The organism is Kitasatospora sp. NPDC048286 (assembly GCF_043201735.1).
In the GTDB taxonomy this organism is placed as follows: Bacteria; Actinomycetota; Actinomycetes; order Streptomycetales; family Streptomycetaceae; genus Kitasatospora.
Genome location: NZ_JBICZE010000006.1, coordinates 64965 through 91339, shown reverse-complemented (window position 1 = coordinate 91339; position 26375 = coordinate 64965). Strand labels below are relative to the sequence as shown.

Here is a 26375-nt window from a genome sequence, read left to right as displayed (position 1 = left end):
CGGATAAGCGCGAAATCAGCGCAGCCGGAAATTCCGGCCGTTTTCGATGAGATTCCGGTGAGAACCCGGGTGCGCCGACGGGGACGAGCCTACAGCGGGGTCACGTACGCCCCGGAGATGCCGCCGTCCACCAGGAACTCGCTCGCCGTGATGAACGAGGAGTCGTCGCTGGCCAGGAACGCCACCGCGGCGGCGATCTCCTCGGCCCGGGCGAACCGGCCGAGCGGGATGTGCACCAGCCGGCGGGCGGCCCGCTCCGGGTCCGCGGCGAACAGCTCGCGCAGCAGCGGGGTGTCCACCGGTCCGGGCGAGAGCGCGTTGACCCGGATGCCCTCCCGGGCGAACTGCACGCCCAGCTCGCGGGACATCGCCAGCACCCCGCCCTTGGAGGCGGTGTAGGAGATCTGCGAGGTGGCCGCGCCCATCCGGGCCACGAAGCTGGCGGTGTTGATGATCGAGCCCCGCCCGTGCCGGCGCATGTACGGCAGCGCGGCCTTGCAGCACAGGTAGACGGAGGTCAGGTTGACCTCCTGGACCTTCCGCCAGGCGTCCAGTCCGGTGGTCAGGATCGAGTCGTCCTCGGGCGGCGAGATGCCCGCGTTGTTGAAGGCGACGTCCACGCTGCCGTAGGTCTCGTACGCCTCGTCGAACAGCGCCTCGACCATGTACGGGTCGGTGACGTCGGTGTGCACGAACAGCCCGCCGACCTCCTTGGCGGCGGCCCGGCCGGTGTCCTCGTCGAGGTCGGCGCAGACCACCTTCGCCCCCTCCGAGGCGAGCCGGCGGGCGGCGGCCAGGCCGATCCCGCTGCCCGCGCCGGTGACCACGGCGGTGCGGCCGACCAGTCGGCGGCAGACGGCTTCGTCCCGCGCGGCGTGCTTCTCGCTCATCGGGCTGTCACTCCTCGCTGTGGATGAAGACGTTCTTGGTCTCGGTGAAGTGGCGCAGCGCGTCCGGCCCCAGCTCGCGGCCCACCCCGGACTCGCCGTAGCCGCCGAAGGGCGTCCAGAAGCGCACCGAGGAGTGCGAGTTGACCGACAGGTTGCCCGCCCGTACGCCCCGGGCCAGGCGCAGCGCCCGGCCGACGTCCCGGGTCCAGATCGAGCCGGACAGCCCGTAGCGGGTGGCGTTGGCCAGCCGCAGCGCGTCGGCCTCGTCGGTGAACGGCAGGACGGCGGCGACCGGGCCGAAGATCTCCTCGGTGACGGCCGGGACCTCCGGGTCCCCGGGGGCGACCACCGTCGGCGGGTACCAGTAGCCGGGCCCGTCCGGGACCTTTCCGCGGGCCAGCACCGGCAGGTCGGGGGTGACGTAGGAGGACACCCGGCGGACCTGGGCGGCCGAGATCAGCGGGCCGAGCTGGGCCTGCGGGTCGGCCGGGTCGCCGGTGCGCAGGGTCTCGACGGCGGGCAGCAGCAGGGCGAGGAAGTCCTCGTACACCTCGCGCTGGACCAGGATCCGGCTGCGGGCGCAGCAGTCCTGGCCGCTGTTGTCGGCGAAGGACATCGGGTCGGCGGCGCGGGCCAGGTCGGCGTCGGCGAAGACGATGTTGGGGCTCTTGCCGCCGAGTTCCAGGGTGACCCGCTTGGCGTGGGCGGCGCAGCGGGCGGCGACCTCCTTGCCGACGACGGTCGAGCCGGTGAAGACGATCTTGCGGACGGCCGGGTGGTCCACCAGGGCCCGGCCGGTGGTGGCGCCCGCGCCGGGGACGGTCTGGAACAGGCCCTCGGGCAGGCCGGCCGCGAGGGCGAGTTCGGCCAGCCGCAGGGCGGTCAGCGGGGTGGCCTCGGCGGGCTTGAGCAGGACGGCGTTGCCGGCCGCCAGGGCGGGGGCGAAGCCCCAGGCGGCGATCGGCATCGGGAAGTTCCACGGCGCGATCACCCCGACCACGCCCACCGGCTCGTGGAAGGTCACGTCCAGGCCGCCGGGGACGGGGATCTGCCGGCCGGTCAGCCGCTCCACTCCCCCGGCCGCGTACTCCAGGAGGTCCCGGACGTTGCCGGCCTCCCAGTGGGCGTTGGCCAGGAGGTGGCCGGCCTCCGCCACCTCCAGGGCGGCCAGTTCGGGGACGTGCACCTCGACCTGGTCGGCGAACCGGCGCAGCAGCCGGGCGCGTTCGCCGGGGGCCAGCGCGGCCCAGCCGGCCTGGGCCCTCACCGCGCGCCGGACGGCCGCGTCCAGCTGCCCGGGGGTGGTGTCGGGGACGGTGGCGAGCACCTCGCCGGTGGCGGGATTGCGGACGCTGCTGCTCCCGGCGTCCGCGTCCGCGTTCACGTTCACGTTCGGCTCGGTCACGGGTCACATCCGTTCGAAGGATCGGTAGCGCTCCCAGTCGGTGACCGCCCCGTCGTAGGCGGCCTGCTCGACCCGGGCCATGTTCAGGTAGTGGTCGACCACGTCGTCACCGAAGGCCTCCCGGGCCAGGGCGCTCTGCGCCCACAGGTCCGCCGCCTCGCGCAGCGATGCGGGCACCCGGGCGTACTCCTCGACCGCGTAGGCGTTGCCGAGGCAGGGTGCGGGCAGTTCCAGCTTGCGCTGCAGCCCGTGCAGGCCGGCCGCGATCATCCCGGCCACCGCGAGGTACGGGTTGACGTCGCCGCCCGGCACCCGGTTCTCCATCCGCAGGCCGGGGCCGTGGCCGACCACCCGGTAGGCGCAGGTGCGGTTGTCCCGGCCCCAGGCGACGGCGGTCGGGGCGAAGGAGCCCGGGCGGTAGCGCTTGTAGGAGTTGATGTTCGGCGCGTACAGCAGGCCGAACTCGCGCAGCGCGACCAGCTGGCCGGCCAGGAAGTGCCGCATGGTGTCGGTCATCCGGCCGTCCCGGTCGGCGAAGGCGGGGGCGCCGACGGCGTCGCGCAGCGAGAGGTGGATGTGGCAGCTGTTGCCCTCGCGCTCGTCGTACTTGGCCATGAAGGTGAGCGCGCAACCGAGTTGGGCGGCGATCTCCTTCGCACCGGTCTTGTAGACGCTGTGCTGGTCGCAGGTGGTGAGGGCGTCGGCGTAGCGGAAGGCGATCTCGTGCTGGCCGAGGTTGCACTCGCCCTTGGCGGACTCCACCACCAGGCCGGCGCCGGCCATCTCGGTGCGGATCCGGGACAGCAGCGGCTCGACCCGGGCGGTGCCGAGCATCGAGTAGTCCACGTTGTAGAGGTTCGCCGGGGTCAGGCCGCGGTAGCCGCCCTGCCAGGCCTGCTCGTAGGTGTCGCGGAAGACCAGGAACTCCAGCTCGGTGCCGATGTCGGCGGCCAGGCCGTGCTCGGCGAGCCGGGCGATCTGGCGGCGCAGCAGCTGGCGCGGGGCGGCGTCCACCGGGTGGCCGCCGTGCCGGGCGAGGTCGGCCGTGACCTGGGCGGTGCCGGGCTGCCAGGGGGTCAGCCGCAGGGTGCCAAGGTCGGGGCGCATCGCGAAGTCGCCGTAGCCGGTGGCCCAGGAGGAGAAGGCGTAGCCGTCCACGGTGTTCAGGTCGACGTCGACGGCCAGCAGGTAGTCGCAGGCCTCGGCGCCGTGCTCGGCGACCTCGTCGAGGAAGAACCGGGCGGCGAAGCGCTTGCCCTGGAGACGGCCCTGCATGTCGGTGAAGGCGAGCGCGACGGTGTGCACCTCGCCGGCGTCCACCAGGGCGCGCAGGCCGTCCAGGGTCAGCGGCGGCCGGGACGGCGCGCCGGCGGCGGCCCGTTCGGACAGTTCGGGCGTATCGGGCATGGCCGAGCCCTCCTCCTCGATCACTCTTCGAGATCAAGCGGTCACAGCGAACCGTACGGCCTGCGGCTCGCGGGGCGGAAGAGGGCGGGCGGGTGTCGGGAGGGGACGGGCGGGGTCCGGCGGGGAACCGATGCGACGCCGGCCGCCCGTGGCGCGCCGACGCGCGTGGCTGACGGTGGATCAGCCCCTTCGGGGGGAGAATGCGCGCCATGGATCGCAGGCCTTTGATCGGCGTCAGCACCTACCTGGTGGACGCGAGTTGGAGCGATTGGCGGGGCCGCCGGGTGGCCCTGCTGCCCGAGCGGTACACCGCGCAGGTCCGGGACTCCGGCGGGATCGCGGTCCTGCTGCCGCCGGACGCCCCGGAGCGCGCGCCGGAGGTGCTGGCCCGGCTGGACGGCCTGGTGATCGCCGGCGGGCCGGACATCGACCCGGCCTACTACGGGGAGCCGGCCCACCCGGCGACGGAGGTGGACTCGCCGGAGCGGGACGCCTGGGAGGTCGCGCTGCTGCGGTCGGCACTGGCGGCGGGGATGCCGCTGCTGGCGGTCTGCCGGGGGATGCAGATCCTGAACGTGGTGTGCGGCGGGACGTTGGTGCAGCACCTGCCGGACGTGGTGCCGGTGGACGTGCACGGCGGGACGCCCGGCCGCTACGGCTCGCACCCGGTGCGCCCGGTGCCGGGGACGCTGCTGGGCGGGCTGCTGCCGGAGAGCGAGTTGGAGGTGCCGACCTTCCACCACCAGGCCGTCGACCGGGTGGGGTCGGGCCTGCGGGTGAGCGCCCACGCGCCGGACGGGACGGTGGAGGCGGTGGAGGGGCCGGGGTTCACGCTCGGGGTGCAGTGGCACCCGGAGCAGGGGGACGACCTGCGGCTGATGCGGGCCCTGGTCCGGGCGGCCACCGCGGCGGTCCTCGACACACTGGTGCTGGGGTAGCACAACTGGGCGCGGGGGCAGGGGATTTCGGCTGTTCGGCCGGTTGCGGAACGCACCGGGTGCGCCCCTCTGAACGGCAACGACAACGGTCACCAGTACAGCCTTTGGATCTTTGTCGATTCTGCGGTTCACTTCGGTTGCGGGGCGGTCGCAACGCGCCCCCTTTCCCACCCGTGCGCCCAGAGAGGACTTCCATGGCCGGGCACGAGCATTCGCACGATGATCATGCGCATGACCACAAGCACTCGCACGCGCACGGCTCCGGCGGGCACGCGCACGGCTCAGGCGGCCACGGCGGCCACTCGCACGGTGTCTCCGCCGACGCGGACCGACGCTGGCTGCTCGGCGCCCTCGCCCTGATCGTCGTCTTCATGGCCGGCGAGGTCGCGGTCGGCTTCGCCGCCCAGTCCCTGGCGCTGATCTCGGACGCCGCGCACATGCTCACCGACGCCGCCTCGATCGCGCTCGCGCTGGTCGCCATGCGGCTCGCCGCCCGCCCGGCGCGGGGCGGCTACACCTACGGCCTCAAGCGCGCCGAGATCCTCTCCGCCCAGGCCAACGGCGTCACCCTGCTGGTGCTGTCGGCCTGGCTGGGCTACGAGGCGATCACCCGGCTGTTCGAACCGCCGGAGGTCACCGGCTCGCTGGTGCTGGTCACCGCGCTGGTCGGGATCGTGGTCAACCTCGCGGCCACCTGGTGCATGTCCAAGGCCAACCGCAGTTCGCTGAACGTCGAGGGCGCCTTCCAGCACGTGCTGACCGACCTGTACGCGTTCATCGCCACCGCCGTCGCCGGCGCCGTCGTCCTGACCACCGGCTTCGCCCGGGCCGACGCAATCGCCTCGCTGATCGTCGTCGCGCTGATGCTCAAGGCCGGCATCGCGCTGGTCCGCGACTCCGGGCGGATCTTCCTGGAGGCCGCCCCGGCCGGGATCGACCCGGACACGGTGGCCGACCGGATGGTCACCGAGCCGCTGGTGGAGGAGATCCACGACCTGCACATCTGGGAGATCACCTCCGGCCAGCCCGCCCTGTCCGCACACGTCCTGGTCACCCCCGGCGGCGACTGCCACGCGGTGCGGCGCTCCCTGCAGCGCCGGCTCGCGGACGAGTACGGCATCACCCACTCCACCCTCCAGGTCGACCACGTCGGCGAGGACGAGGCCGGCGCACTGTTGCAGATCGCCACCCCGTCCGACACCGCCGCCGAACACTGCGCCGACGCCCACGGCCCGGTCCACCGCGCCGGCCCGCACGAGCACTGAGAACCGTCCGTCCGTCATCCCCGTACGGCATGATTCGACACGTGACCGCACCGCGACTGATGCTGCTCGACTCCGCCAGCCTCTACTTCCGGGCCTACTTCGGCGTACCGGACACCCTGCGCTCGCCGCAGGGTGAGCCGGTCAACGCCGTCCGCGGCCTGCTGGACTTCATCGCCCGGCTGGTCCACGACCACCGGCCCGACCAGTTGGTGGCCTGCATGGACGCCGACTGGCGCCCGCAGTGGCGGGTCGACCTCGTCCCCTCCTACAAGACCCACCGGGTCGCCGAGGCGGCCGAGGACGGCGAGGAGGAGGTGCCCGACACCCTGGCCCCGCAGGTCCCGGTGATCGAACAGGTGCTGGACGCCCTCGGCATCGCCCGCGTCGGCTCCCCCGGCTACGAGGCGGACGACGTCATCGGCACCCTCACCGCCCGCTCGACCGGACCGGTACAGATCGTCACCGGCGACCGCGACCTCTTCCAACTGGTGGACGACGCCCGCGGGATCACCGTGCTCTACCCGGTCAAGGGCATGGGCAACCTCCAGGTCACCGACGACGCGGTGCTGCTGGAGAAGTACGGCGTGCGCGGCGCCCGGTACGCCGACATGGCCGCCCTGCGCGGGGACCCGTCGGACGGCCTGCCCGGCGTCAAGGGCATCGGCGAGAAGACCGCCGCCCAGCTGATCAACGAGTACGGCGACCTCGCGGCCATCCGCGCCGCCGCCCTCGACGTCGCCTCCAAGCTCACCCCCGCCCGCCGCCGCAACATCGTCGAGGGCGCCGCCTACCTCGACGTCGCCCCCACGGTCGTCCGCGTCGCCGACGACGCCCCCCTCCCGGACTTCGACCCGGCCCTCCCCCGCGAACCCCTCTACCCCATGACCCTCGAGGAACTCTCCACCCGCTGGGGCCTCGGCACCTCCCTCGACCGCCTCCTCGACGCCCTCGCCACCCGCTGAGCCGCCACACGCCGAGGGGCCCGCGCGTTCGTGGCGAACGCGCGGGCCCCCTGCGGGGGTTCGGGCGGCTAGCCGACGGAGGAGTAGGCGATGATGCCGCGGCGGAGGCCGTCGACGGCCTTGCGGGCGGTCCTGCGGAGTTCGGCGTCCTCGCCGGCGGCGTCCTGGATCTGGCCGAGGACGTCGATCAGCTGCTTGGTCCAGCGGACGAAGTCGCCGGCCGGCATGTCGGCGTCGCGCAGGACCTGGTCGAGGTTGTGGCCGAGCGCCCAGCGGTAGGCGACCCAGGCGAAGCCCAGGTCGGGCTCGCGCTGGCCGACGCCCTCGGCGGTGTTGATCCGGTGCTGCTCCTCCAGGGCGTCCAGGTGGCCCCAGATCCGGACCATCTTGCCGAGCGCCTCCTTGGCCGCGCCCTCCGGCACCCGGGGGGCGCCGGCGTCGTCGGACTGGCGGGCCTCGTACACCAGCGCCGAGGCGCAGGCGGCGAGTTCGGCGGCGGCCAGGCCGCTCCAGACGCCCTCACGGATGCACTCGGAGGCGAGCAGGTCGAGTTCGCCGTAGAGCCGGCCGAGCCGCTTGCCGTCGTCGGTGACGGTGTCCCCGCTGAGGTAGCCGAGGTCGGTGAGCAGCGCGCAGACCCGGTCGAAGGTGCGGGCGATGGTGTGGGTGCGCGAGCGCATCCGGCGTTCCAGCAGTTCGGTGTCGCGGTGCAGCCGGTGGTAGCGCTCGGCCCAGCGGGCGTGGTCCTCGCGGTCGGAGCAGCCGTGGCAGGGGTGCTGGCGCAGTTCGGTGCGCAGCCGGGTGATCTCCGGGTCGTCGGCGGCGGCCGCGCGGCCGCGCCGGAAGCGCTCGGGCTCCAGGTGTCCGGCCTTGGTGCGCAGTGCCGAGGCGAGGTCGCGCCGGGACTGCGGGCTGCGCGGGTTGAAGGACTTGGGGATGCGCAGCCGTTCGATGGCGGCGACCGGGTGCGGGAAGTCGATCATGGCGAGCCGCTTGACCTGCCGCTCGGCGGTGAGCACCACCGGGCGCGGGCCGTCCTGGAAGTCGGGGTGGCGCGGGCCGCCCCGGCCGGAGCGGTTGACCGGCGGCAGGCCCGGGTCGAGGACCAGGGCGAGGCCGGCGAACTTGCCGGTGGGCACGTGGATGACGTCGCCGGGCTTCAGCTGCTCGATGGACTCGACGGCGGCCGCGCGGCGCTGGCTGGTGCCCTCGCGGGCCATCTCGTTCTCGCGGTCCTTGAGCCGGCGGCGCAGCTCCATGTACTCGTCGAAGTCGCCGAGGTGGCAGGTCATCGACTCGCGGTAGCCCTCCAGCCCCTCCTCGTTGCGCTGCACCTGGCGGGCGATGCCGACCACCGAGCGGTCCGCCTGGAACTGGGCGAAGGACGTCTCCAGCAGCTCGCGCGAGCGGTGCCGACCGAACTGGGAGACCAGGTTGACGGCCATGTTGTACGAGGGCCGGAACGAGGACTTCAGCGGGTAGGTGCGGGTGCCGGCCAGGCCGGCCAGCGCCTCCGGGTCGAGGCCGCGCTGCCAGAGGACCACGGCGTGGCCCTCGACGTCGATGCCGCGCCGCCCGGCCCGGCCGGTGAGCTGGGTGTACTCGCCGGGGGTGATGTCGGCGTGGGTCTCGCCGTTCCACTTGACCAGCTTCTCCATGACCACCGAGCGGGCGGGCATGTTGATGCCGAGCGCGAGGGTCTCGGTCGCGAAGACGGCCTTGACCAGGCCCTTCACGAAGAGCTCTTCGACGACCTCCTTGAACCGGGGCAGCATCCCGGCGTGGTGGGCGGCGATGCCGCGCTCCAGCCCGTCCAGCCACTCGAAGTAGCCGAGGACGTGCAGGTCCTCGTCGGGGATGTCGGCGCAGCGCTCCTCGACGAAGGCCCGGACCTGGGCGCGCTCGGAGTCCTTGTTGAGCCGCAGCCCGGAGCTGAGGCACTGCTGGACGGCGGCCTCGCAGCCGGCCCGGCTGAAGATGAAGGTGATCGCGGGCAGCAGGCCCTCGGCGTCGAGCCGGTCGATGACGTCCACCCGGCCCGGCGTCCAGACCCGGCCGGGACGGCCGTTGGGCATCGAGCGGCCCCGGCCGCGGCCGAAGCGGTCGCGCGGGTTGCGGTCGAGCTCGGAGCGGGCGAGCCGGACCAACTCGGGGTTGACGGCCTTGCCGGGGTTCTTCAGGTTGTTCTTGGGGCGGCCGTCCCGGTCGGGGTTGGCGAACAGGTCGTACATCCGGTTGCCGGCCATCACGTGCTGCCACAGCGGCACGGGGCGGGTCTCGGAGACGATCACCTTGGTGCCGCCGCGCACGGTGTCCAGCCAGTCGCCGAACTCCTCGGCGTTGGAGACGGTCGCGGAGAGCGAGACGAGGGTGACCGACTCGGGGAGGTGGATGATGACCTCCTCCCAGACGGCGCCGCGGAAGCGGTCGGCGAGGTAGTGCACCTCGTCCATCACGACGTAGCCGAGGCCGTCGAGGGTGCTGGAGCCCGCGTAGAGCATGTTGCGCAGCACCTCGGTGGTCATGACCACCACGGGTGCGTCGCCGTTGACGGAGTTGTCGCCGGTGAGCAGGCCGACCTTGGCGGCGCCGTAGCGCTTGACCAGGTCCCCGTACTTCTGGTTGGAGAGCGCCTTGATCGGCGTGGTGTAGAAGCACTTGCGGCCCGAGGCCAGGGCCAGGTGCACGGCGAACTCGCCGACGATGGTCTTCCCGGAGCCGGTGGGGGCGGCGACCAGGACGCCGGATCCGGCCTCCAGCGTCTCGCAGGCCTCCAGCTGGAAGTCGTCCAGCGGGAAGTCGTACAGCTGCTGGAAGCCGTACAGGGCGGTGGCCTGCTCCTGGGCCCGGCGACGGCTGGCCGCGTACGCCTCGGCGGGGCTGAGCTCCTGGTCGTCCTGGGGCTCTGGATCGGGGGTGTTCATCGCCGTCCGGGTGTGGTTGGTGTGATCTCGCATCTCAGCGAGAGGTTACCCGGGAGGAGTGACATCGATAGCACCGTTTTCCGTGCGACGGGATCACTCCTCTCCCGGTTCCATGGTCGCAAATGTCTCCGGGTGATCGGGACGGTTTCGGGTTCGAAGCGGCTAGCCCTTCAGCAGCTCCACCAGCCCGTCCGCCAGCCGCTCGTACTCCTGCGGCCGGTTGTAGAGCTGCGCGCTGACCCGCAGCACCCCGCCGCCCTCCCAGGGGCGGACGGCGATCCGGGCGCCGAGCCGGTGCCACACCTCGGCCATCAGCGCCTTCACCTGCGGCTCGGTCTCGCCGTACCCGGCGGGCAGCCGGACGGTGCTCATCCACACCCCGGGCGTCGCGGGCAGCGGGGCCAGGCCGGCCCGCTCGGCCAGCACCCGGCGGCCGTACCCGGCGAGGGCGGTGTTGTGGGCGGCCACCGCCGCGTGGCCGAGTCCGCGCAGCAGCTCGAAGCCGGCCGGGGCGGCCAGCCAGGGCGTGTAGTCGCAGGTGCCGCGCCACTCGACGTTGCCCGGGAAGCCCTTGTCGTGCTCCCAGGACAGCGCCAGCGGGCGGATCCGGGCGGTCCACTCGGGGCGGACGGCGAGCACCCCGGTGGCGCGCGGGGCGAAGGCCCACTTGTGCAGGTTGCCGAACCAGAAGTCGGCGTTCGGGTCGATCGGGGCGGGCAGCATGCCGGGTGCGTGGGCGCCGTCCACCACGGTGGTGACGCCGCGGGCGCGCAGGTCGGCGAGCAGCGCCGGGCCGGCCACCAGGCGGGCGGTGGGCGAGGTGAGCTGGTCGAGGATCGCGACGGTGGTGCGGTCGTCCACGGCGGCGAGCACGGCCTCCCGGACGGCCTGCTCGTCGGGGGCTTCCAGGGGGACGGGGGCGACCACGACCTCGGCGCCCGTCTCGGCGGCCTTGCGGGCGGCGGCCCGCGTCACCGCGCCGTAGCCGTGGTCGGTGACCAGGATCCGGTCGCCGGGCGCGAAGGGGATGCTGTCGAGGGCGATCGCGACCGCCTCGGTGACGTTGGAGACCAGCGCGAGCCGGTCCGGGTCGGTGGCCAGTTCGGCGGCGAGCAGGGTCCTGGCCGCGGCGATCCGGGCCGGGAGGTCGGCGAAGAAGCCGTCCGGGTCCTGCTCGTGCTCGACGCGCAGGCGCTCCTGCGCCCGCTGCACCGGGACGGGCACGGCCCCGAACGAGCCGTGGTTCAGGTGCGCCGCCGGCGACACGCTGAACAGCCCGTCGGCGGCGGGCAACGGGGCCGGGGGTTCGGCGGTCCGCAGGTCCTCGATCACGGGTTTCCTCCGCTGGCTGACACTCACACTGATGTGTGACATTTCACATGACAGACTACTGGTCGGGGCGCGCACCTCGCGACCACCATCGGGCCGTGACCATCACCGACGCCTTCCTTGCCCTCAGCGCCCGTACCGGCCGGTTCACCTTCGGCGCACCGCGTGCGTACACCTTCGCCGAGGACGGTACCCGGCTGCTGCTGCTCCGCTCCACCGGTCCGGAGGACCCGGTCGACCGCCTCCACCTGCTCGACACCACCACCGGCGAGGAGCGGCTGGTCGCCGACCCGGCCGCACTGCTGCCCGGCCGCACCGGCCGGCGCGACGACCTGCCCGCCGTCGAGCGCCGGCTGCGCGAGCGCACCCGGCTGGTCGCCGCCGGGATCGGCACGTACGCCGCCACCGCCGACCTCTCCACCGCCGTCTTCACCCTGGACGGCCGGCTGTTCCGCACCGACACCGCCGCCGGCACCAGCGACGAACTCCCGGTCGCCGGGCCCGCGTTCGACCCCCGGCCGGACGCCACCGGGCAGCGCGTCGCCTACGTCGCCGGGGACGCCCTGTTCGTCACCCCCGCCCTCGAACCGTTCTCCCCCGCCGACGGCGCCCGCTGGGGCGTCGCCGAGTTCGCCGCCGCCGAGGAGCTCGGCCGCCACCGGGGCCACTGGTGGCGCCCGGACGGCCGCGCGCTGCTGGCCGCCCGGGTCGACGAGTCCGCCGTCCCCCGGCGGTACTTCGCCGACCCGGCGAACCCCGGCGAGGCGCCCGAGGACTTCGCCTACCCGCAGGCCGGCGGCCCCAACGCGGACGTCCAGCTCTGGGCGCTCGGCCTCGACGGCACCCGGGTCCGACTGCACTGGGACGCCGAGGAGTTCCCGTACGTCTGCGCCGCCTCCTGGGCCTCCGACGGGGAGGTGCTGCTCACCGTCGCCGACCGCCTGCAGCAGAACGTGCTGCTGCTGAGCGCCGACCCGCAGACCGGCAGGACCGACGAACTCTCCCGCACCACCGACGAGTTCTGGGTGGACGACCTGCCCGGCACCCCCGCCCGGCTGGCCGACGGCCGACTGCTCACCGTCCACGACACCCCGCAGGCCCGCGGCCTCGCGCTGGACGGCAAGCCGCTGGACACCACCGGCCTGCAGATCCGCCGGGTCGTCGGCCGGCTGCGCGGCCGGCTGCTCTGCGAGACCGGCGAGGGCGACCCCTTCGACCAGTACGTCCACCTGATCGACCCGGACGGCGGCGCCCCCGAGCCGCTCACCTCCAGCCCCGGCACCCACACCGCCCTCGCCGCCGCCGACACCCTGCTGCTCACCTCGGCCGACGCCGGCGGCGTCCGGCGCGTCGTCAGCCTCGACGGCCGCGAGCTGCCGCTCACCGACCTCAGCGCCCCACTGCCCCACCGGGTGGAGCCGCAGCGTTCCCGGGTCACCGAACGCGCCCTGCCCGCCGCCGTGGTGTACCCGCGCGGCCACGTCCCCGGCCGGCGGCTGCCCGTCCTGCTGGACGTCTACGGCGGGCCCGGCTACCAGGCGGTGGCCAACGAGCCGCGCCGCTGGCAGCTCAAGCAGTGGTGGGCCGACCAGGGCTTCGCGGTGGTCACCGTCGACAACGGCGGCACCCCGTTCGTCTCCCCCGCCTTCAGCCGGACCATCTTCCGCCGCTTCTCCCGGGTGACCCTGGACGACCAGGTCGACGCCCTGCACGCGCTCGCCGAGGAGCACCCGGACCTCGACCTCGGCCGGGTCGGCGTGCGCGGCTGGTCGTACGGCGGCTACCTCGCGGCGCTCGCCGTGCTGCGCCGCCCGGACGTCTTCCACGCCGCCTGCGCGGGCGCCCCGCCCACCGACTTCCGGCTCTACGACACCGCGTACACCGAGCGCTACATGGACCTGCCGCAGGAGAACCCCGAGGGCTACGCCGACGACTGCCTGCTCACCGACGCGCCCGGCCTGGCCAGGCCGCTGCTGCTGATCCACGGGCTGGCGGACGACAACGTCCACCCCTCGCACACCCTGCTGCTCTCCCAGGCGCTCACCAGGGCCGGCCGCCCGCACAACGTGCTGCCGCTGCCCGGCGCCACCCACATGACCCCGGGCGGGCTGCTGGAGCAGCTGGCCCAGGCCGAACTCGCCTTCCTGCGGGCCTCTTTGGAGTGATCCGTCGCACCGCCCCGGGCGGAGTGCCGAGGGGCGTCGCACCGCCGGGTGCGGCGCCCCTTCCACTTGCCCCAGCCCCTTCCACGTGACCGGTCACATGTGAAATATTACCTGCGCTTCACCGACTGATGACCCGAAGGACCCCCATCCCCCGGAAAGGAACGGTCAGTTGCGCAGACTGTCCGCCGCCCTCGCCGCCGCGCTCACCACCGGCGCGATAGCGGCCACCCTGCTGGGCACCCCCGCCCAGGCCGCACCCCCGACCCCCGCCGCCCTCGCCGCCCCCGCCGACGCAGGGCAGGGCGCCGAGGCCCCGCCCGCACCGCTGGTCCCGCAGGAGCGCGAGCGCCAGGCGCTGCGCGGCAAGGCCCTGGAACAGCTCAACAAGGGCACCGTCGCCAAGAGCGCCGGCAAGCGGGCCCCGGCGAAGGTGAAGATCGGCGACGACTACGTCCAACTCGCGCACCAGCGCACGGACAAGGTCTTCGTGATCCTCGCCCAGTTCGGCGACCAGGTGGACACCACCACCCAGTGGAACGGCCAGGCCCGCTACGGCGGCACCCCCGGCCCACGCCACAACCAGATCCCCAAGCCGGGCCAGGACGACAACCACACCCTGTGGTCGGCGGACTTCGACCGCGCGTACTACCAGAAGATGTTCTTCGACGACACGCCCGGCGCGGTGTCGATGCGCAACTACTACCGCACCCAGTCCTCCGGCCGGTACGACGTCGAGGGCACCGTCAGCGACTGGGTCACCGTCCCGTACAACGAGGCCCGCTACGGCAGCAACAAGGGCCCGCAGGGCTCCGGCGCCTGGACCCAGGGCCAGGAGTTCATCCGGGACGCCGTCAAGGCCTGGTACGACGGCGAGATCGCCAAGGGCCGCTCCGCCGCCGACATCAAGGCGCAGCTCGCCCAGTACGACGTCTACGACCGCTACGACCACGACAAGGACGGCGAGTTCGCCCAGCCGGACGGCTACCTGGACAACGTCGTCGTGGTGCACGCGGGCGTGGACGAGACCTGGGGCGGCGGCGCCCAGGGCGCCGACGCGCTGTGGGCGCACCGCAGCTGGACCTTCCCGGACGCGACCGGACAGACCGGCCCGGAGGGCAACAGGATCGGCGGCGCCCCCGTCGGCGACACCGGCCTGTACGTCTACGACTACGTCCAGGCGGGCGAGAACAGCGGCGTCGGCCTGTTCGCCCACGAGTACGGCCACAACCTCGGCCTGCCCGACCTGTACCCCACCAGCGGCGGCGACAACAGCGTCAACTTCTGGTCGCTGATGTCCTCCGGCTCCTACCTGGGCAAGGGCCCGAACACCACCGGCGGCTACCCCGGCGACCTCGACGCCTGGAGCAAGCTGCAGTTCGGCTGGCTCGACTACGACGAGGCGCAGGCCGCCACCCGCTCCACCCACGCCCTCGGGGTGAGCAGCTACAACACCGACCAGGCCCAGGCGGTCCTGGTGCACCTGCCGGACGGCACCACCAGCACCGACCTCGCCGACCCGTACGAGGGCGGCCGGCAGTGGTGGAGCGACACCGGCGACAACCTCGACAACTCCCTCGCCCGGGACGTCGACCTGCGCACCGCCGCCGGCCCGGCCGCCCTGGACGCGGCGGTCTGGTACGACACCGAGCAGGACTACGACTTCCTGACCGTCGAGGCCTCCACCGACCAGGGCAAGCACTGGACCGCCCTCGGCGGCACCGTGGACGGCGCCCCGATCGGCAACACCAGTGCCAACACCCCTGGGCTGAGCGGCAGTTCCGGCGGCTACAAGCAGCTGCACATCCCGCTGGACGGCTACCTCGGGCAGCAGGTGCGGCTGCGCTTCCACGTCACCTCGGACAGCAACACCCACGGCCGGGGCGTGCTGGTGGACGCCGTGAAGGCCACCGCCGGCGCCACCGTGCTGTTCACCGACGGCGCCGAGAACGGCACCGGCGGCTGGACGGCCGGCGGCTTCACGGTCATCACCGGCCGCACCGCCGTCAAGCAGCACCCGCGCGCGTACCTCGCCGAGAACCGCCGCTACACCGGCTACGGGGCGTTCCTGAAGACCGGCCCGTACAACTTCGGCTACGGCGGCGTCGCGGGCAAGGCCAACGTGGTGGACAACTACCCGTACCAGGAGGGCGTCCTGGTCTGGCTGTGGGACACCTCGTACGGTGACAACAACACCAAGGACCACCCCGGCGGCGGGCTGATCCTGCCGGTCGACGCCCACCCGGCGCCGGTCCGCTTCGCCGACGGCACCCTGGTCAACGGGCGGGCGCAGACGTACGACGCGCCCTTCTCGCTCAAGCCGACCACGCCGTTCACCCTGCACAAGGGCGGCGTCGCGGTGCGGGTCCCGGCGAAGCCGGCCGTGCCGGTGTTCAACGACCACACCGGGGTGTACGGCGACCCGGCGACGCCGCAGCTGACGGTGAAGGTGCCGGACACCAACACGAAGATCGAGGTCGTCCGGGAGTCCCAGGGCGGGAAGATCACCACCGTCCGGGTCGGCCCGGCCTCCTGACCCGCGCAACCGTGTGAAAAGCGGCCCCGGATCCCCCCGACGAAGGGGATCCGGGGCCGGTCCGTGTCCTCACCGCCCCAGAGCACGGGCGGTGCGGGCCGCGGTCGCCACCCCGAGGACGGTGATCGCGGCTATCCCGAAGGTCATGTACCGGGCCGAGTCGACCGGGGTGTCGCCGCCCAGGTTGACCAGCGTGCCGGCCAGTGCCGAGGTCACCGAGAAGGCGATCAGCTGGGTGGTGTTGATCGCCGCGGCCGCCTTGCCGCCCTCGGCCGGGTCGCTGCTGCTGCGCATCGCGGCCACGCTCAGGTGCGGGAAGGCCAGCCCGATCCCGGTGCCGGCGCCGAACAGCGCCACCGCCCACAGCAGGACCCGAAGCCCGGAGGCGTGCCCGGTCTGCGACAGCCCGTAGACCAGCAGGCCGGCGACCAGCACCAGCGGCGCGGTGCGGATCGCCAGGGCCCAGCCGCGGGCCGACTCGATGCCGACGCTGAACAGCTGGGCGGTGGTCCAGCCGGCCGAGGTCGTGGCGCCGAGGAACCCGGCCACCAGCGGGGAGAGCCCGCCCAGCTCCTGGCCGAACAGCGGGATGAAGTTCTCCGTCACCACGCCCGCGCAGAGCACCGCGACGGTCAGGTAGAGCCACTTCAGCGGGTTGCCGGCCCGGTAGGTCTGCTGCGGCAGCACCGTCGCCGCCGCGCGCCGCTCGGCCGAGACGAAGCCCGCCAGCAGCGCCAGTCCGGCGAGCAGGCAGAGCGCCGTCGGCCAGCCGCTCGGCACGGTCGAGCTGACGCTGAAGGCGGCCGCCGCCAGGGTGAGCAGCAGCAGCGAGGGCAGCGGCACCGGGCCGCTGCCGTGCCCCGCGCCGGAGCGCCCGGGCAGCACCCGGCGGGCCAGCGCCGCCAGCACGAGCGCGGCGGCCAGCAGCAGGACGTACGCCCCGCGCCAGATGCCGAGCTGGGCGAAGAGCCCGCCCAGCGACGGGCCGACCAGGGTGCCGACACCCCACATCGCGGAGACCAGCCCGGCCGCACGGGTCCACAGCCGCTCCGGCAGGGCGCTGCGGATCACGGCGTAGCCGAGCCCGGCGACCAGGCCGCCGCCGAGGCCCTGCACCACCCGGCCGGTGATCAGCGCCGCCATCGACGGGCTGAGCGCGTTGACCACCGCGCCGGCGCCGAAGACCAGGAAGCCCAGCACGTAGGCCCGGGCGGCGCCGAGCCGGTCCAGCAGACGGCTGACCAGCATCGAGGCGATGACGGCGGCCGTCAGGAAGCCGGTGGCCACCCAGGCGTAGTACCGCTCGCCGCCGATGTCGGCCACGATCGAGGGCATCAGGGCGGCGGTGAAGTAGAGGTTCATCGCGTACAGCGCGACGCCGCCGGCCAGGATCGAGGCGGGGGCGGCGTAGCGGCGGGAGAAGAGTTCGCGCCACCCGCCGGTGGCTCCCGCGGACGGCGACTCCTTAGGGTAACTTCCCAGCTCGGGCTGGGTTCTGTCGTTCTTGGCGGCAACTGATTCGGTCACGTCCGGTACGCTAGGACTTCAACAAAACTTGAAGTCAAGACCGACCGCCGAGGAGCCGCCATGACCACCGCACCGGTCGATCTGCTGAGCGTCGGCGAGGTGGCCCGGCGGGCCGGGATCGCCACCTCGGCGGTGCGCTTCTACGAGGACCAGGGGCTGATCTCCTCCGAGCGCACGGCGGGCAACCAGCGCCGCTACCGGCGGCACGTGCTGCGCCGGATCTCGCTCATCCTGGTCGCCAAACGGCTCGGCATCCCGCTCTCCGAGGTCGCCGAGGTGTTCACCGGACTGCCCGAGGACCGGATGCCCGGCAAGCACGACTGGGAGCGGATCTCCCGGCGCTGGGCCGAGCAGCTGCGCGCCCGCCGGGCCGAGCTGGAGCGGCTGGAGGAGGAGCTGACCGGCTGCATCGGCTGCGGCTGCGTGTCGCTGCGCCGCTGCCGGGTGCTCAACCCGGGGGACGAACTCGCCGCCGAGGGGCCGGGCCCGCGCCGGCTGCTGCCGGGCGAGGGCCTGCTGCCCGTCGAGGACTGAGACGAGGGCCGGGACGGGACGAGGCCTGGGACGGGAAGGGTGGAACCCGGTCGGACGCGGCCCTCGCAGGGTTCCCCGCCGCGTCCGACCGGGGGTCATTGGTGCCTCGGGCCGGGTCCCGCGGATCCGGGCCGGGGCCGACGGAATCCGCGGGACACGCCTCAGGCCTCCGGGAAGTGGCAGGCCGCCTGCCGCTCGCCGGGCCCGGCGATCCTCAGCAGCGGCCGCTCGGTCCGGCACAGGTCCTGGGCCTTCGGGCAGCGCGGGTGGAAGGTGCAGCCGGGGGGCGGGGCGGCCGGGCTCGGCGGGTCGCCGAGCAGCACGATCCGCTCCCTGGTCCGCTCCGCCTCCGGGTCGGGCAGCGGGACGGCGGACAGCAGCGCCCTGGTGTACGGGTGCGCGGGGTTGCCGTACACCTCGGCCTTGTCGCCGATCTCCACGATCCGGCCCAGGTACATCACCGCGACCCGGTCGCAGACCCGCTTGACCACCGAGAGGTCGTGGGCGATGAACACGTACGCCAGCCCCAGCTCCTTCTGGAGCCGCTCCATCAGGTTGACCACCTGGGCCTGGATGGAGACGTCCAGCGCGGAGACCGGCTCGTCGGCGATCACCAGCCGCGGCGAGGTGGCCAGCGAGCGGGCGATGCCGATGCGCTGGGCCTGGCCGCCGGAGAACTCGTGCGGGTAGCGGTCCAGGTGCTCGGGGATCAGCCCGACCAGCTCCATCAGCTCGGCGGCCCGCTCGCGCGCGGCCGTCGCGCTCTCGCCCTGGACCAGCAGCGGCTCGGAGATGATCCGGGCCACCGTCTGCCGGGGGTTGAGCGAGGAGTACGGGTCCTGGAAGACCATCTGGAGGTCGCGCCGGTGCGGCCGCAGCTGCGCCTGGGAGAGCCCGCCGATCTCGGTGCCGTCGAAGGTGACGGTGCCCGAGGTCGGGTCGAGCAGCCGGACGATCATCCGCCCGGTGGTCGACTTGCCGCAGCCGGACTCGCCGACCAGGCCGAGCGTCTCGCCCGCGCCGACGTCGAAGCTCACCCCGTCCACCGCCCGGATCGGCGCGCCGGGCCGCCCGGTGCGCCCGCGCCGGCCGGGGAAGGTCTTCACCAGGTCCCGTACCGAGAGCAACGGCTGAGTCATCGCGACACCCCTTCCGGCACCAGCGGCAGGTGGCAGGCGGCCTGGTGGCCGGGGGCGAGCGGGCCGAGCAGGGGGCGCTCGGCCAGGCAGCGGGCGTGCTCCTCGGCGGACGCGGCGGTGGTGCGGGCGCAGCGCGGGGCGAAGGAGCAGCCGGGGGCGGGGGCGATCAGCGACGGCGGGCTGCCGGGGATGGCCCGCAGCGGGGCGTCGTCGGTGTCGTCCAGGCGCGGCAGCGAGTCCAGCAGGCCGCGCGTGTACGGGTGCGCGGGCTGCGCGAACAGCCGGTCCACCGGGGCCTGTTCGGCGGCCCGGCCGCCGTACATGACCAGGACCTCGTGGGCGACCCGGGCGACCACGCCGAGGTCGTGGGTGATCATCACGACGCCGAGGCCGCGCTCCTGCTGGATCCGGGCGATCAGGTCGAGGATCTGCGCCTGGACGGTGACGTCGAGCGCCGTGGTGGGCTCGTCGGCGATCAGCAGCTCGGGCTCGCAGGCGAGCGCCATGGCGATCATGACGCGCTGGCGCATGCCGCCGGAGAACTGGTGCGGGTACTCGTCGACCCGGCGGGCCGGCTCGGGGATGCCGACCTCGGCCAGCATCTCCACCGCCCGGGCCCGCCCGGCCTTGCGGTTGGCCTTGAAGTGCACCCGGTAGTGCTCGGCGATCTGCTCCCCGACGGTGTAGAAGGGGTGCAGGCTGGACAGCGGGTCCTGGAAGATCATCGCGATCCGCCGGCCCCGGACGACTCCCAGCTCCCGCTCCCCCAGGCCGCTCAGCTCCTGGCCGTTCAGCCGGATCGAGCCGGTGACGGTGGCGCCGCGGTGCAGGCCCATGACGGCGAGCGAGGTGACGGACTTCCCGCTGCCCGACTCGCCGACCAACCCCAGGGTCCGCCCGGCCTGGACGGTGAAGGAGATCCCGTCCACCGCCCGGACGGTGCCGCGCGGGGTGTCGAAGGCGACCTTGAGGTCCTCGACCTCCAACAGCTCGGCCATCAGTACCTCACTCTCGGGTCGACGAACGCGTAGAGCAGGTCGACCAGCAGGTTCGCCGCGACGATGAAGAAGGCCGCGAGCAGGGTGACGCCGAGGATGACGGGCTGGTCGGATCGGGCCAGGCCGTCGTAGAACAGCCGGCCGACGCCGGGCAGGCCGAAGATCGACTCGGTGATGACGGCACCGGCCAGCAGCCCGCCGAGGTCCATCCCGAAGATGGTCAGGATCGGCGTCATCCCGGAGCGCAGCCCGTGCTTGACGGTGACCGTCCGCGACGGCAGGCCCTTGGCCCGGGCGGTGCGGATGTACGGCTCGGCCATCGTCTCGATCATCGAGTTGCGGCTCTGCCGGGCGTACATCGCCGCGTACAGCAGGGCCAGCGCGATCCACGGCAGCAGCAGGTTGGAGGCCCACTCGAAGGGGTTCTCGGTGAACTTGTGGTACGCCGGGTAGGGCAGCAGGCCGGCCGTCCTGACGACGCCCCAGATCAGCATGATCGAGGTGAAGTAGACCGGCAGCGAGGCGGTGCCGACGGACAGCACCATCAGCGCCTTGTCGACCGGCCGGCCCTTGCGCAGCGCCGAGGTGACGCCCGCGCCGAGGCCGAGGACCAGCCAGAGCACGGCCGCGCCGAGTGCCAGCGAGATGGAGACCGGCAGGCGGTCGGTGAGCAGGTCCCACACCGGCAGCCCGTACTCGTAGGAGTAGCCGAGGCAGGGGAAGCCGCAGTGCACGGCGCTGGGGCCGGAGCCGTAGTCGCGGCCGGCGAAGATGCCGCCGAGGTAGGCGAGGAACTGGTCCCAGACCGGCTTGTCCAGGCCCATCGCCGCCTTGACGTCGGCGAGCCGCTCGGGGCTGCAGGTCTTGCCGCAGGCGGCCGCGGCCGGGTCGTTGGGCAGCAGGTAGAAGATGGTGAAGGTGATGGCGCAGATGGCGAGCAGGATGCCCACCACGCCGAGCAGCCGGCGGCCGAGGTAGAGGATCACGACCGGCCTCCCCGGGGGTCGAGGATGTCGCGCAGCGCGTCCCCGAGCAGGGTGAACGCGAGCACGGCGACGAACAGGAAGGCGGTCGGGATCAGGAAGTAGGTCGGGTCGGTCTCGTAGTGCACGATGCTCTCGGCGATCATCTGGCCCCAGGACGCGGTCGGCGGGCGGACGCCCACGCCGAGGTAGCTGAGCGCGGCCTCGGTGGCGATCATGCCGGGGACCAGCAGGGTGGTGTAGGCGATGATCGGGCCGGAGACGTTCGGCAGGATCTCCCGGGTGAGGATGCGCCAGGAGCGCGCCCCGCCGACCTTGGCGGCCTCGACGTACTCGCGGTGCTTGAGCGAGAGGGTCTGGCCGCGCACCACCCGGGCGATGCCGGGCCAGGTGAACAGCCCGATCACCAGGGTGATCAGCAGGATCCGGTTGACGTCCTTGGCCACCGACATCATCGCGATCATGAAGATCAGCGAGGGGAAGGACATCGTGAGGTCCATCAGCCGGGACAGCAGGGTGTCGACGCGCCCGCCGAAGTAGCCCGCCGCGATGCCGGCCAGGGTGCCGACGAGCACGACGACGGCCGTCGCGGTGAAGGCGATCAGCAGGGAGACCTGGCCGCCGTGCAGCACCCGGGCGAACAGGTCGCGGCCGGTGCCCGGCTCGACGCCGAGCCAGTGCCGGGCGCTGATGCCGCCGAAGTCGCCCCGGGGCACGCCGCCCAGGTACGGGTCGATGGCGCGCTTGTCGAACTCCTCGGGGGTCCAGCCGCCGAGCGAGCTGAGCGGGCCGGCCAGCGCGGCGGCCAGGAGCAGCACGCCGACGGTGATCAGTCCGAACCGGGCCGAGCCCTTGGCCCACAGCTGGTCCCAGACCAGCCGCCAGGGCCCGCGCCCGGCACTCTTCTTGGCGCCCCCCGCCGTGGCGTCGGCCACGGCGGGGGGCTCAGTGGTGGTACTCATCGCTGACGGCCCCTCACTTGCCCTTGGCGGGGTCCTTGAGGCCGATGGCACCCAGGTCGAGCATGCCGGCGTAGCCCTGGTTGCCGAACGCGCCGGCCACGTTGGAGCCGACCAGCAGGGGGCGGCGCTGCCAGATCAGCGGGACGGCCGGGGCCTTCTTCAGCAGGTCCTGGTCCAGCTGCTGCCAGGCCTTGTTGGCCTCGTTGACGTCCGTCATGGCCGCGATCTGGTCCATCCGGTCCATCGTGGCCTGGTCCTTGAACTGGCTCAGGTTGCCCTGGTTGCCCTTCTCCTTGATGGTGCGGCCGTCGAACTGGAACGGCAGGAAGGTCGCACCGGAGGGGTAGTCGGGGCACCAGCCCTGGATGGTCAGGTCCGGGGCGTTCTTGATGTCGCCGACGGTGTCCTGGAAGGCTGACGGGTCGGTGGTGTTGATGGTGACCTGGACGCCGGCCTTGGACAGCGACTGCTGGATCGCCTCGGCACGGGTCTTGTCGCCGAGCGAGACGGTGAGCGAGACCTTGAGGTCGGTCTTGCCGGCGTCCTGGAGCAGCTTCTTGGCCTTCTCCGGGTCCCCGGTGGCCGGGATCTTCAACGGGTCGGACTTGACGCCGGCGGTCAGCGAGGGCGGCAGGTAGGAGGTCGCCACGTCGGCCATCGCCGGGCCGCCGAAGGCCGTCACCTGCGCGTCGCGGTCGACCGCCCACATCATCGCCTCGCGCACCTTCGGGTCGTCGAAGGGGGCCTTGGCGGTGTTCAGGTACAGCATGTCGGTGCAGCCGGTGACCTCGGCGGCCATCCGGGACTTGATGTCCGGCTTGGGCAGCACCTTGGCGACGGTCTCGTGCTGCATCCAGGGCATGTTGATGGCGTTGGCGTCGGCGCCGTCGCTGGCGATGATCCGGTCGTCGGCCTGGCCGCCCTTGATGCCCTGGGTGACCACGACCTTGTCCGGGTACGCCTTGCGGACGGTGTCGGTGGCCGCGTCCCAGTTGGTGTTGCGGACCAGCACCAGCTGCTTGCCGCGGTCGTAGGTCTCGATCTTGTACGGGCCGGAGGAGAACGGCCGGGCGTCGTACTGGGTGCCCTTCTCCTGGGACTGCGGCACCGGGGAGAAGGTCGGCAGCGAGACGGTGGAGGAGAACTCGGCGACCGGGCGCTTCAGGTGGAAGACGATCGTCTTGTCGTCCGGGGTCTCGATGCTGGCCAGGTGCTCGCCGCCCAGCGGGCCCTTGTAGTTCTCGCCGCCCGCCATGTACTGGATCGCGTAGTCGGGGCCGCCGGTGAGGTCCGGGGAGAAGGAGCGCTCGACGTTGTACTTGATGTCGGCGGACTTGATCGGCGTGCCGTCCTCGTACTTGAGGCCGTCCTTCAGCGTGAAGGTCCACACCTTGCCGCCCTCGGAGGACTTGCCGAGGTCGGTGGCGAGGTCCGGGACGATCTCGCTGCCGGCGGCGCCCGGTTCGGACTTGAAGGTGGTCAGGGTGCGGTAGATCAGCCGGGTGCCGAAGTCCATGTGCGGGACGGTCCAGTTGCGGGCCGGGTCGAGGTGGGCGAAGTCCTGGTTGGTCAGGACGGTGAGGGTGCCGCCCTTGACCGGGGTGCCGCCGATGATCGAGCCGGACGCCGCGCCCGGGCCCTTGCCGTCGGAGGGGGCGGCGTCGGTGCCGCTGTCGCTCTTGTCGTTGGAGCAGGCCCCGAGGCCGAGGGTGAGGGTCGCCGCGAGGGCCGCCGCGAGGGCGGCGTGGGTGCGCCTGGTCATGTGCAACTCCGCTGTGGGGGCCCGATCCCGCGATCTGGCCGGCTGCGCTGTGTGACCCGTAACATAGTAATGTGAAATTGCACTGCACAAGAGGTGACGCCCTCCGTTACCGAGCTGTGTCCGTGCCCGCATCTCCCCAGCCCCATCTAGGAGTTCACCGGTGACCCTCCCCACGACCGGCCTCAACACCGGAAGCCACGACCTCCCGGTCTCCCCCGCCCTCGCCTCGTTCATGGCCACCAGCTGGGCCGCCACCCCGCTCCCCACCGACCGGCGGGTCCCCGGCTACGACCGCTTCCCCGGCCGCCGCGCCCGGCTCTCCGCCGCCTTCCCCGGCGAACGGCTGATCGTCCCGGCCGGCCGGCTCAAGGTCCGCTGCAACGACCTCGACTACCGCTTCCGCCCGCACAGCGCGTACGTCTGGCTCACCGGCCTCACCGGCGAGGACCAGGCCGACCACGTCCTGGTCCTCGAACCGGCCGGCCCCGAAGGCCACGAGCCGATCCTCTACCTGCGCCCGCGTTCCCCCCGCGACGGCGGCGAGTTCTACCGCGACCGCCGCTACGGCGAGTTCTGGGTCGGCTCCCGGCCCGACCTCGCCGAGGCGGCCCGACTCACCGGGGTGCGCACCGAACACCTCGACGACCTCGGCAAGCTGCTCAGCGGCCCCCAGCCGCCCACCCGGGTGCTGGCCGGCACCGACCCGCTGGTCGACGAGGCCACCGGGCGGCCGGACGACGGACTCCGCGACGGCGAACTGGCCGCCGTCCTCTCCGAGTTGCGCCTGGTCAAGGACGCCTGGGAGATCGGCCAGCTGCAGCTGGCCGTCGACCACACCACCACCGGCTTCGAGGACGTCGTCCGCGCCCTGCCCACCGCCCTGCGCCACCACCGCGGCGAACGCTGGATCGAGGGCGTCTTCGACCTGCGCGCCCGCGCCGAGGGCAACGGCACCTCGTACACCACCATCGCCGCCTCCGGCGCCCACGCCTGCGTGCTGCACTGGATCCGCAACGACGGCGCCCTCGACCCGAACTCCCTGCTGCTGCTGGACGCGGGCGTCGAGACCGACACCCTCTACGCCGCCGACATCACCCGCACCCTCCCGCTCAGCGGCACCTTCACCCCGGTCCAGCGCCAGGCCTACGACCTCGTCCTCGCCGCCCAGAGCGCCGGCATCGCCGCCCTGCGCCCGGGGGCGCAGTTCCGCGACTTCCACCGCGCCGCCATGCGCGTCATCGCCGAGGGCCTCGCCGACTGGGGCGTCCTGCCCGTCTCCGCCGAGGAGGCCCTCGCCGAGGACAACGGCCTCTACCGCCGCTACACCCTCTGCGGCAGCGGCCACATGCTCGGCCTCGACTACCACGACTGCGCCAGGTCCCGCGCCGACCGCTACCTCGACGGCACCCTGGAGGAGGGCATGGTCCTCACCGTCGAACCCGGCCTCTACCTCCAGCCCGACGACGAGACCCTCCCCGCCGAACTCCGCGGCCTCGGCATCCGCATCGAGGACGACCTGGTCATCACCGCCGACGGCGCCCACCTGATGTCCGGCGCCCTCCCCCGCACCGCCGACGCCGTCGAGTCCTGGATGGCCGACCTGCTGAGCTGAGCGACTACCCCCGCGCCGCGCGCCACAGCTCGGTGACGATCGCCTCCGCGGGGCCGGTGCGGGCGAGCAGGTGGGCCGTGCCGGCCCAGAGGTGCATGGCGGCGGTGTCGCCGCGGCGGGCGGCGGCGGCGCGCAGGGGGGTGGTGAGGCGGTTGACCTCGGGGTAGGCGGGCGGGGCGTAGGGGCCGTAGCGGTCGATGAAGGCGTTGCGCAGGCCGCGGGCGGGACGGCCGGTGAAGGCCCGGGTGACGGCCGTCTCCGGGAGTTCGACGAGCGCGGCCCGGTGGGCGGCCGGGGCACCGGACTCGTCGGAGCGCAGCAGCGCCGTGCCCAGCTGCACCGCCACCGCCCCCGCCCGCAGGGCCGCCGCGACGGCCGGGCCGTCGCCGAGCCCGCCCGCGGCGACCAGCGGCAGCGCCGTCACCTCCCGTACGGCGGGCAGCAGTCGGAGCAGCGGCAGGTCCCCCGGCACGTCCGCCACCCGGTGGGTGCCCCGGTGGCCGCCCGCCTCCGGGCCCTGCACGCACAGCGCGTCCATCCCGAGGGCCTGCGCCGCCCGCGCCTCCCGCGGCGTGGTGACGGTGGCGACCTGGGTCGTCCCGACCGCCCGCAGCGCCGCCGCCTCCTCGGCCGTCGGCAACCCGAAGGTGTACGAGACCACCGGCACCGGGTCCGCGACCAGCGCGGCGAGCTTGGCCTCCCAGTCGTCCCGGTCCGGCTCGGCCTCCTCCGGCAGCGTCACGTCCCACCGCTCGGCCTCGGGCCGCAGCCGCTCCCGGTAGGCGGCGACGGCCACCCGGTCCCCGGGCGGGCCCGGCACGAAGAGGTTCACCCCGAACGGCCGGTCGCCGGCCTTCCGTACCGCGGCGATCTGTTCGGACATCCCGGCGGCACTCTTCATCCCGGCGGCCAGGAACCCCAGCCCGCCGGCCCGGTTCACCGCCGCCACCAGCTCGGGCGTCGAGGGCCCGCCCGCCATCGGGGCGGCGATCACGGGCACGGCGAGGTCATGGATACCGACGGCCATCGGGGCTCCTCAC

19 protein-coding genes are annotated in these 26375 nt (G+C 73.3%); 7 read left to right on the top strand and 12 right to left on the bottom strand.

Translation table 11 applies throughout. The annotated features are described in order from the left end of the window. Positions 1-89: 89 nt before the first annotated feature. Genes ACGF13_RS15855 through ACGF13_RS15845 form a run of 3 tightly spaced genes read right to left on the bottom strand, consistent with a single transcriptional unit; the run spans position 90 to position 3702 of the window. Positions 90-890 (bottom strand): 3-oxoacyl-ACP reductase, encoded by an 801-nt coding sequence (locus ACGF13_RS15855; RefSeq protein WP_392874508.1) that lies wholly within the window; start codon positions 888-890, stop codon positions 90-92. A gap of 7 nt (positions 891-897) precedes the next feature. Further along, entirely contained in the window at positions 898-2295 is a 1398-nt protein-coding gene (locus ACGF13_RS15850) for an aldehyde dehydrogenase family protein (protein WP_392874505.1), read from the bottom strand. Positions 2296-2298: 3 nt separating this feature from the next. Beyond that, on the bottom strand, positions 2299-3702 hold the full coding sequence (locus ACGF13_RS15845; RefSeq protein ID WP_392874502.1) for a glutamine synthetase family protein: 1404 nt from the start codon (positions 3700-3702) through the stop codon (positions 2299-2301). Positions 3703-3911: 209 nt separating this feature from the next. Between ACGF13_RS15845 and ACGF13_RS15840 the strand changes: the two genes are divergently transcribed. The 3 genes from ACGF13_RS15840 to ACGF13_RS15830 all read left to right on the top strand — a co-directional run bounded on the left by ACGF13_RS15840 (position 3912) and on the right by ACGF13_RS15830 (position 6867). After that, positions 3912-4640 carry a gamma-glutamyl-gamma-aminobutyrate hydrolase family protein gene (locus tag ACGF13_RS15840; RefSeq protein WP_392874499.1) on the top strand — a complete coding sequence of 243 codons (729 nt, stop codon included), beginning with the start codon at positions 3912-3914 and terminating at the stop codon, positions 4638-4640. Positions 4641-4834: 194 nt separating this feature from the next. Beyond that, entirely contained in the window at positions 4835-5905 is a 1071-nt protein-coding gene (locus ACGF13_RS15835; protein ID WP_392874497.1) for a cation diffusion facilitator family transporter, read from the top strand. A gap of 29 nt (positions 5906-5934) precedes the next feature. After that, on the top strand, positions 5935-6867 hold the full coding sequence (locus tag ACGF13_RS15830) for a 5'-3' exonuclease H3TH domain-containing protein (RefSeq protein ID WP_392874494.1): 933 nt from the start codon (positions 5935-5937) through the stop codon (positions 6865-6867). 68 nt (positions 6868-6935) lie between these two features. On the opposite strand, the gene ACGF13_RS15825 is transcribed toward ACGF13_RS15830, so the two are convergent. Then, positions 6936-9791 carry a DEAD/DEAH box helicase gene (locus tag ACGF13_RS15825; protein ID WP_392875756.1) on the bottom strand — a complete coding sequence of 952 codons (2856 nt, stop codon included), beginning with the start codon at positions 9789-9791 and terminating at the stop codon, positions 6936-6938. 162 nt (positions 9792-9953) lie between these two features. Further along, entirely contained in the window at positions 9954-11123 is a 1170-nt protein-coding gene (locus ACGF13_RS15820) for an aminotransferase class V-fold PLP-dependent enzyme (protein WP_392874491.1), read from the bottom strand. A gap of 95 nt (positions 11124-11218) precedes the next feature. Here ACGF13_RS15820 and ACGF13_RS15815 point away from each other — a divergent pair, with 95 nt between their 5' ends. Beyond that, positions 11219-13285: a prolyl oligopeptidase family serine peptidase gene (locus ACGF13_RS15815; protein ID WP_392874488.1), complete on the top strand. Its 2067-nt coding sequence runs from the start codon at positions 11219-11221 to the stop codon at positions 13283-13285. A 169-nt stretch (positions 13286-13454) separates the two neighbouring features. Beyond that, the gene (locus ACGF13_RS15810; RefSeq protein ID WP_392874485.1) at positions 13455-15818 is read left to right on the top strand and encodes an immune inhibitor A domain-containing protein; all 2364 of its coding nucleotides are present in this window, start codon (positions 13455-13457) and stop codon (positions 15816-15818) included. A gap of 69 nt (positions 15819-15887) precedes the next feature. Here ACGF13_RS15810 and ACGF13_RS15805 read toward each other — a convergent pair whose 3' ends face one another. Next, the gene (locus tag ACGF13_RS15805; RefSeq protein ID WP_392874483.1) at positions 15888-17345 is read right to left on the bottom strand and encodes an MFS transporter; all 1458 of its coding nucleotides are present in this window, start codon (positions 17343-17345) and stop codon (positions 15888-15890) included. 60 nt (positions 17346-17405) lie between these two features. Here ACGF13_RS15805 and soxR point away from each other — a divergent pair, with 60 nt between their 5' ends. After that, positions 17406-17879: a redox-sensitive transcriptional activator SoxR gene (soxR, locus tag ACGF13_RS15800; RefSeq protein ID WP_392874480.1), complete on the top strand. Its 474-nt coding sequence runs from the start codon at positions 17406-17408 to the stop codon at positions 17877-17879. 161 nt (positions 17880-18040) lie between these two features. Here the strand turns inward: soxR and ACGF13_RS15795 are convergent, their stop codons facing one another. From ACGF13_RS15795 to ACGF13_RS15775, 5 genes are read right to left on the bottom strand one after another with little or no spacing between them, the layout of a single operon-like run. Then, the gene (locus ACGF13_RS15795) at positions 18041-19018 is read right to left on the bottom strand and encodes an ABC transporter ATP-binding protein (protein WP_392874477.1); all 978 of its coding nucleotides are present in this window, start codon (positions 19016-19018) and stop codon (positions 18041-18043) included. Continuing rightward, entirely contained in the window at positions 19015-20016 is a 1002-nt protein-coding gene (locus ACGF13_RS15790; protein ID WP_392874474.1) for an ABC transporter ATP-binding protein, read from the bottom strand. The genes ACGF13_RS15795 and ACGF13_RS15790 overlap by 4 nt, the downstream gene beginning before the upstream one ends. Further along, positions 20016-21002, bottom strand: coding sequence for an ABC transporter permease (locus ACGF13_RS15785; RefSeq protein WP_392874471.1), 987 nt, complete (start codon positions 21000-21002; stop codon positions 20016-20018). Before ACGF13_RS15785 ends, ACGF13_RS15790 begins: the two co-directional genes overlap by 1 nt. After that, positions 20999-21961, bottom strand: a complete 963-nt coding sequence (locus ACGF13_RS15780) for an ABC transporter permease (RefSeq protein ID WP_392874468.1) — start codon at positions 21959-21961, stop codon at positions 20999-21001. The genes ACGF13_RS15785 and ACGF13_RS15780 overlap by 4 nt, the downstream gene beginning before the upstream one ends. Before the next feature lie 13 nt (positions 21962-21974). Continuing rightward, positions 21975-23723, bottom strand: a complete 1749-nt coding sequence (locus tag ACGF13_RS15775) for an ABC transporter substrate-binding protein (RefSeq protein WP_392874465.1) — start codon at positions 23721-23723, stop codon at positions 21975-21977. 160 nt (positions 23724-23883) lie between these two features. Between ACGF13_RS15775 and ACGF13_RS15770 the strand changes: the two genes are divergently transcribed. Continuing rightward, a complete protein-coding gene (locus ACGF13_RS15770; RefSeq protein WP_392874462.1) occupies positions 23884-25335 on the top strand; it encodes an aminopeptidase P family protein in 1452 nt (483 codons plus the stop codon). Between the two features lie 4 nt (positions 25336-25339). On the opposite strand, the gene ACGF13_RS15765 is transcribed toward ACGF13_RS15770, so the two are convergent. Further along, a complete protein-coding gene (locus ACGF13_RS15765; RefSeq protein WP_392874459.1) occupies positions 25340-26362 on the bottom strand; it encodes an NAD(P)H-dependent flavin oxidoreductase in 1023 nt (340 codons plus the stop codon). Positions 26363-26375: the final 13 nt, after the last annotated feature.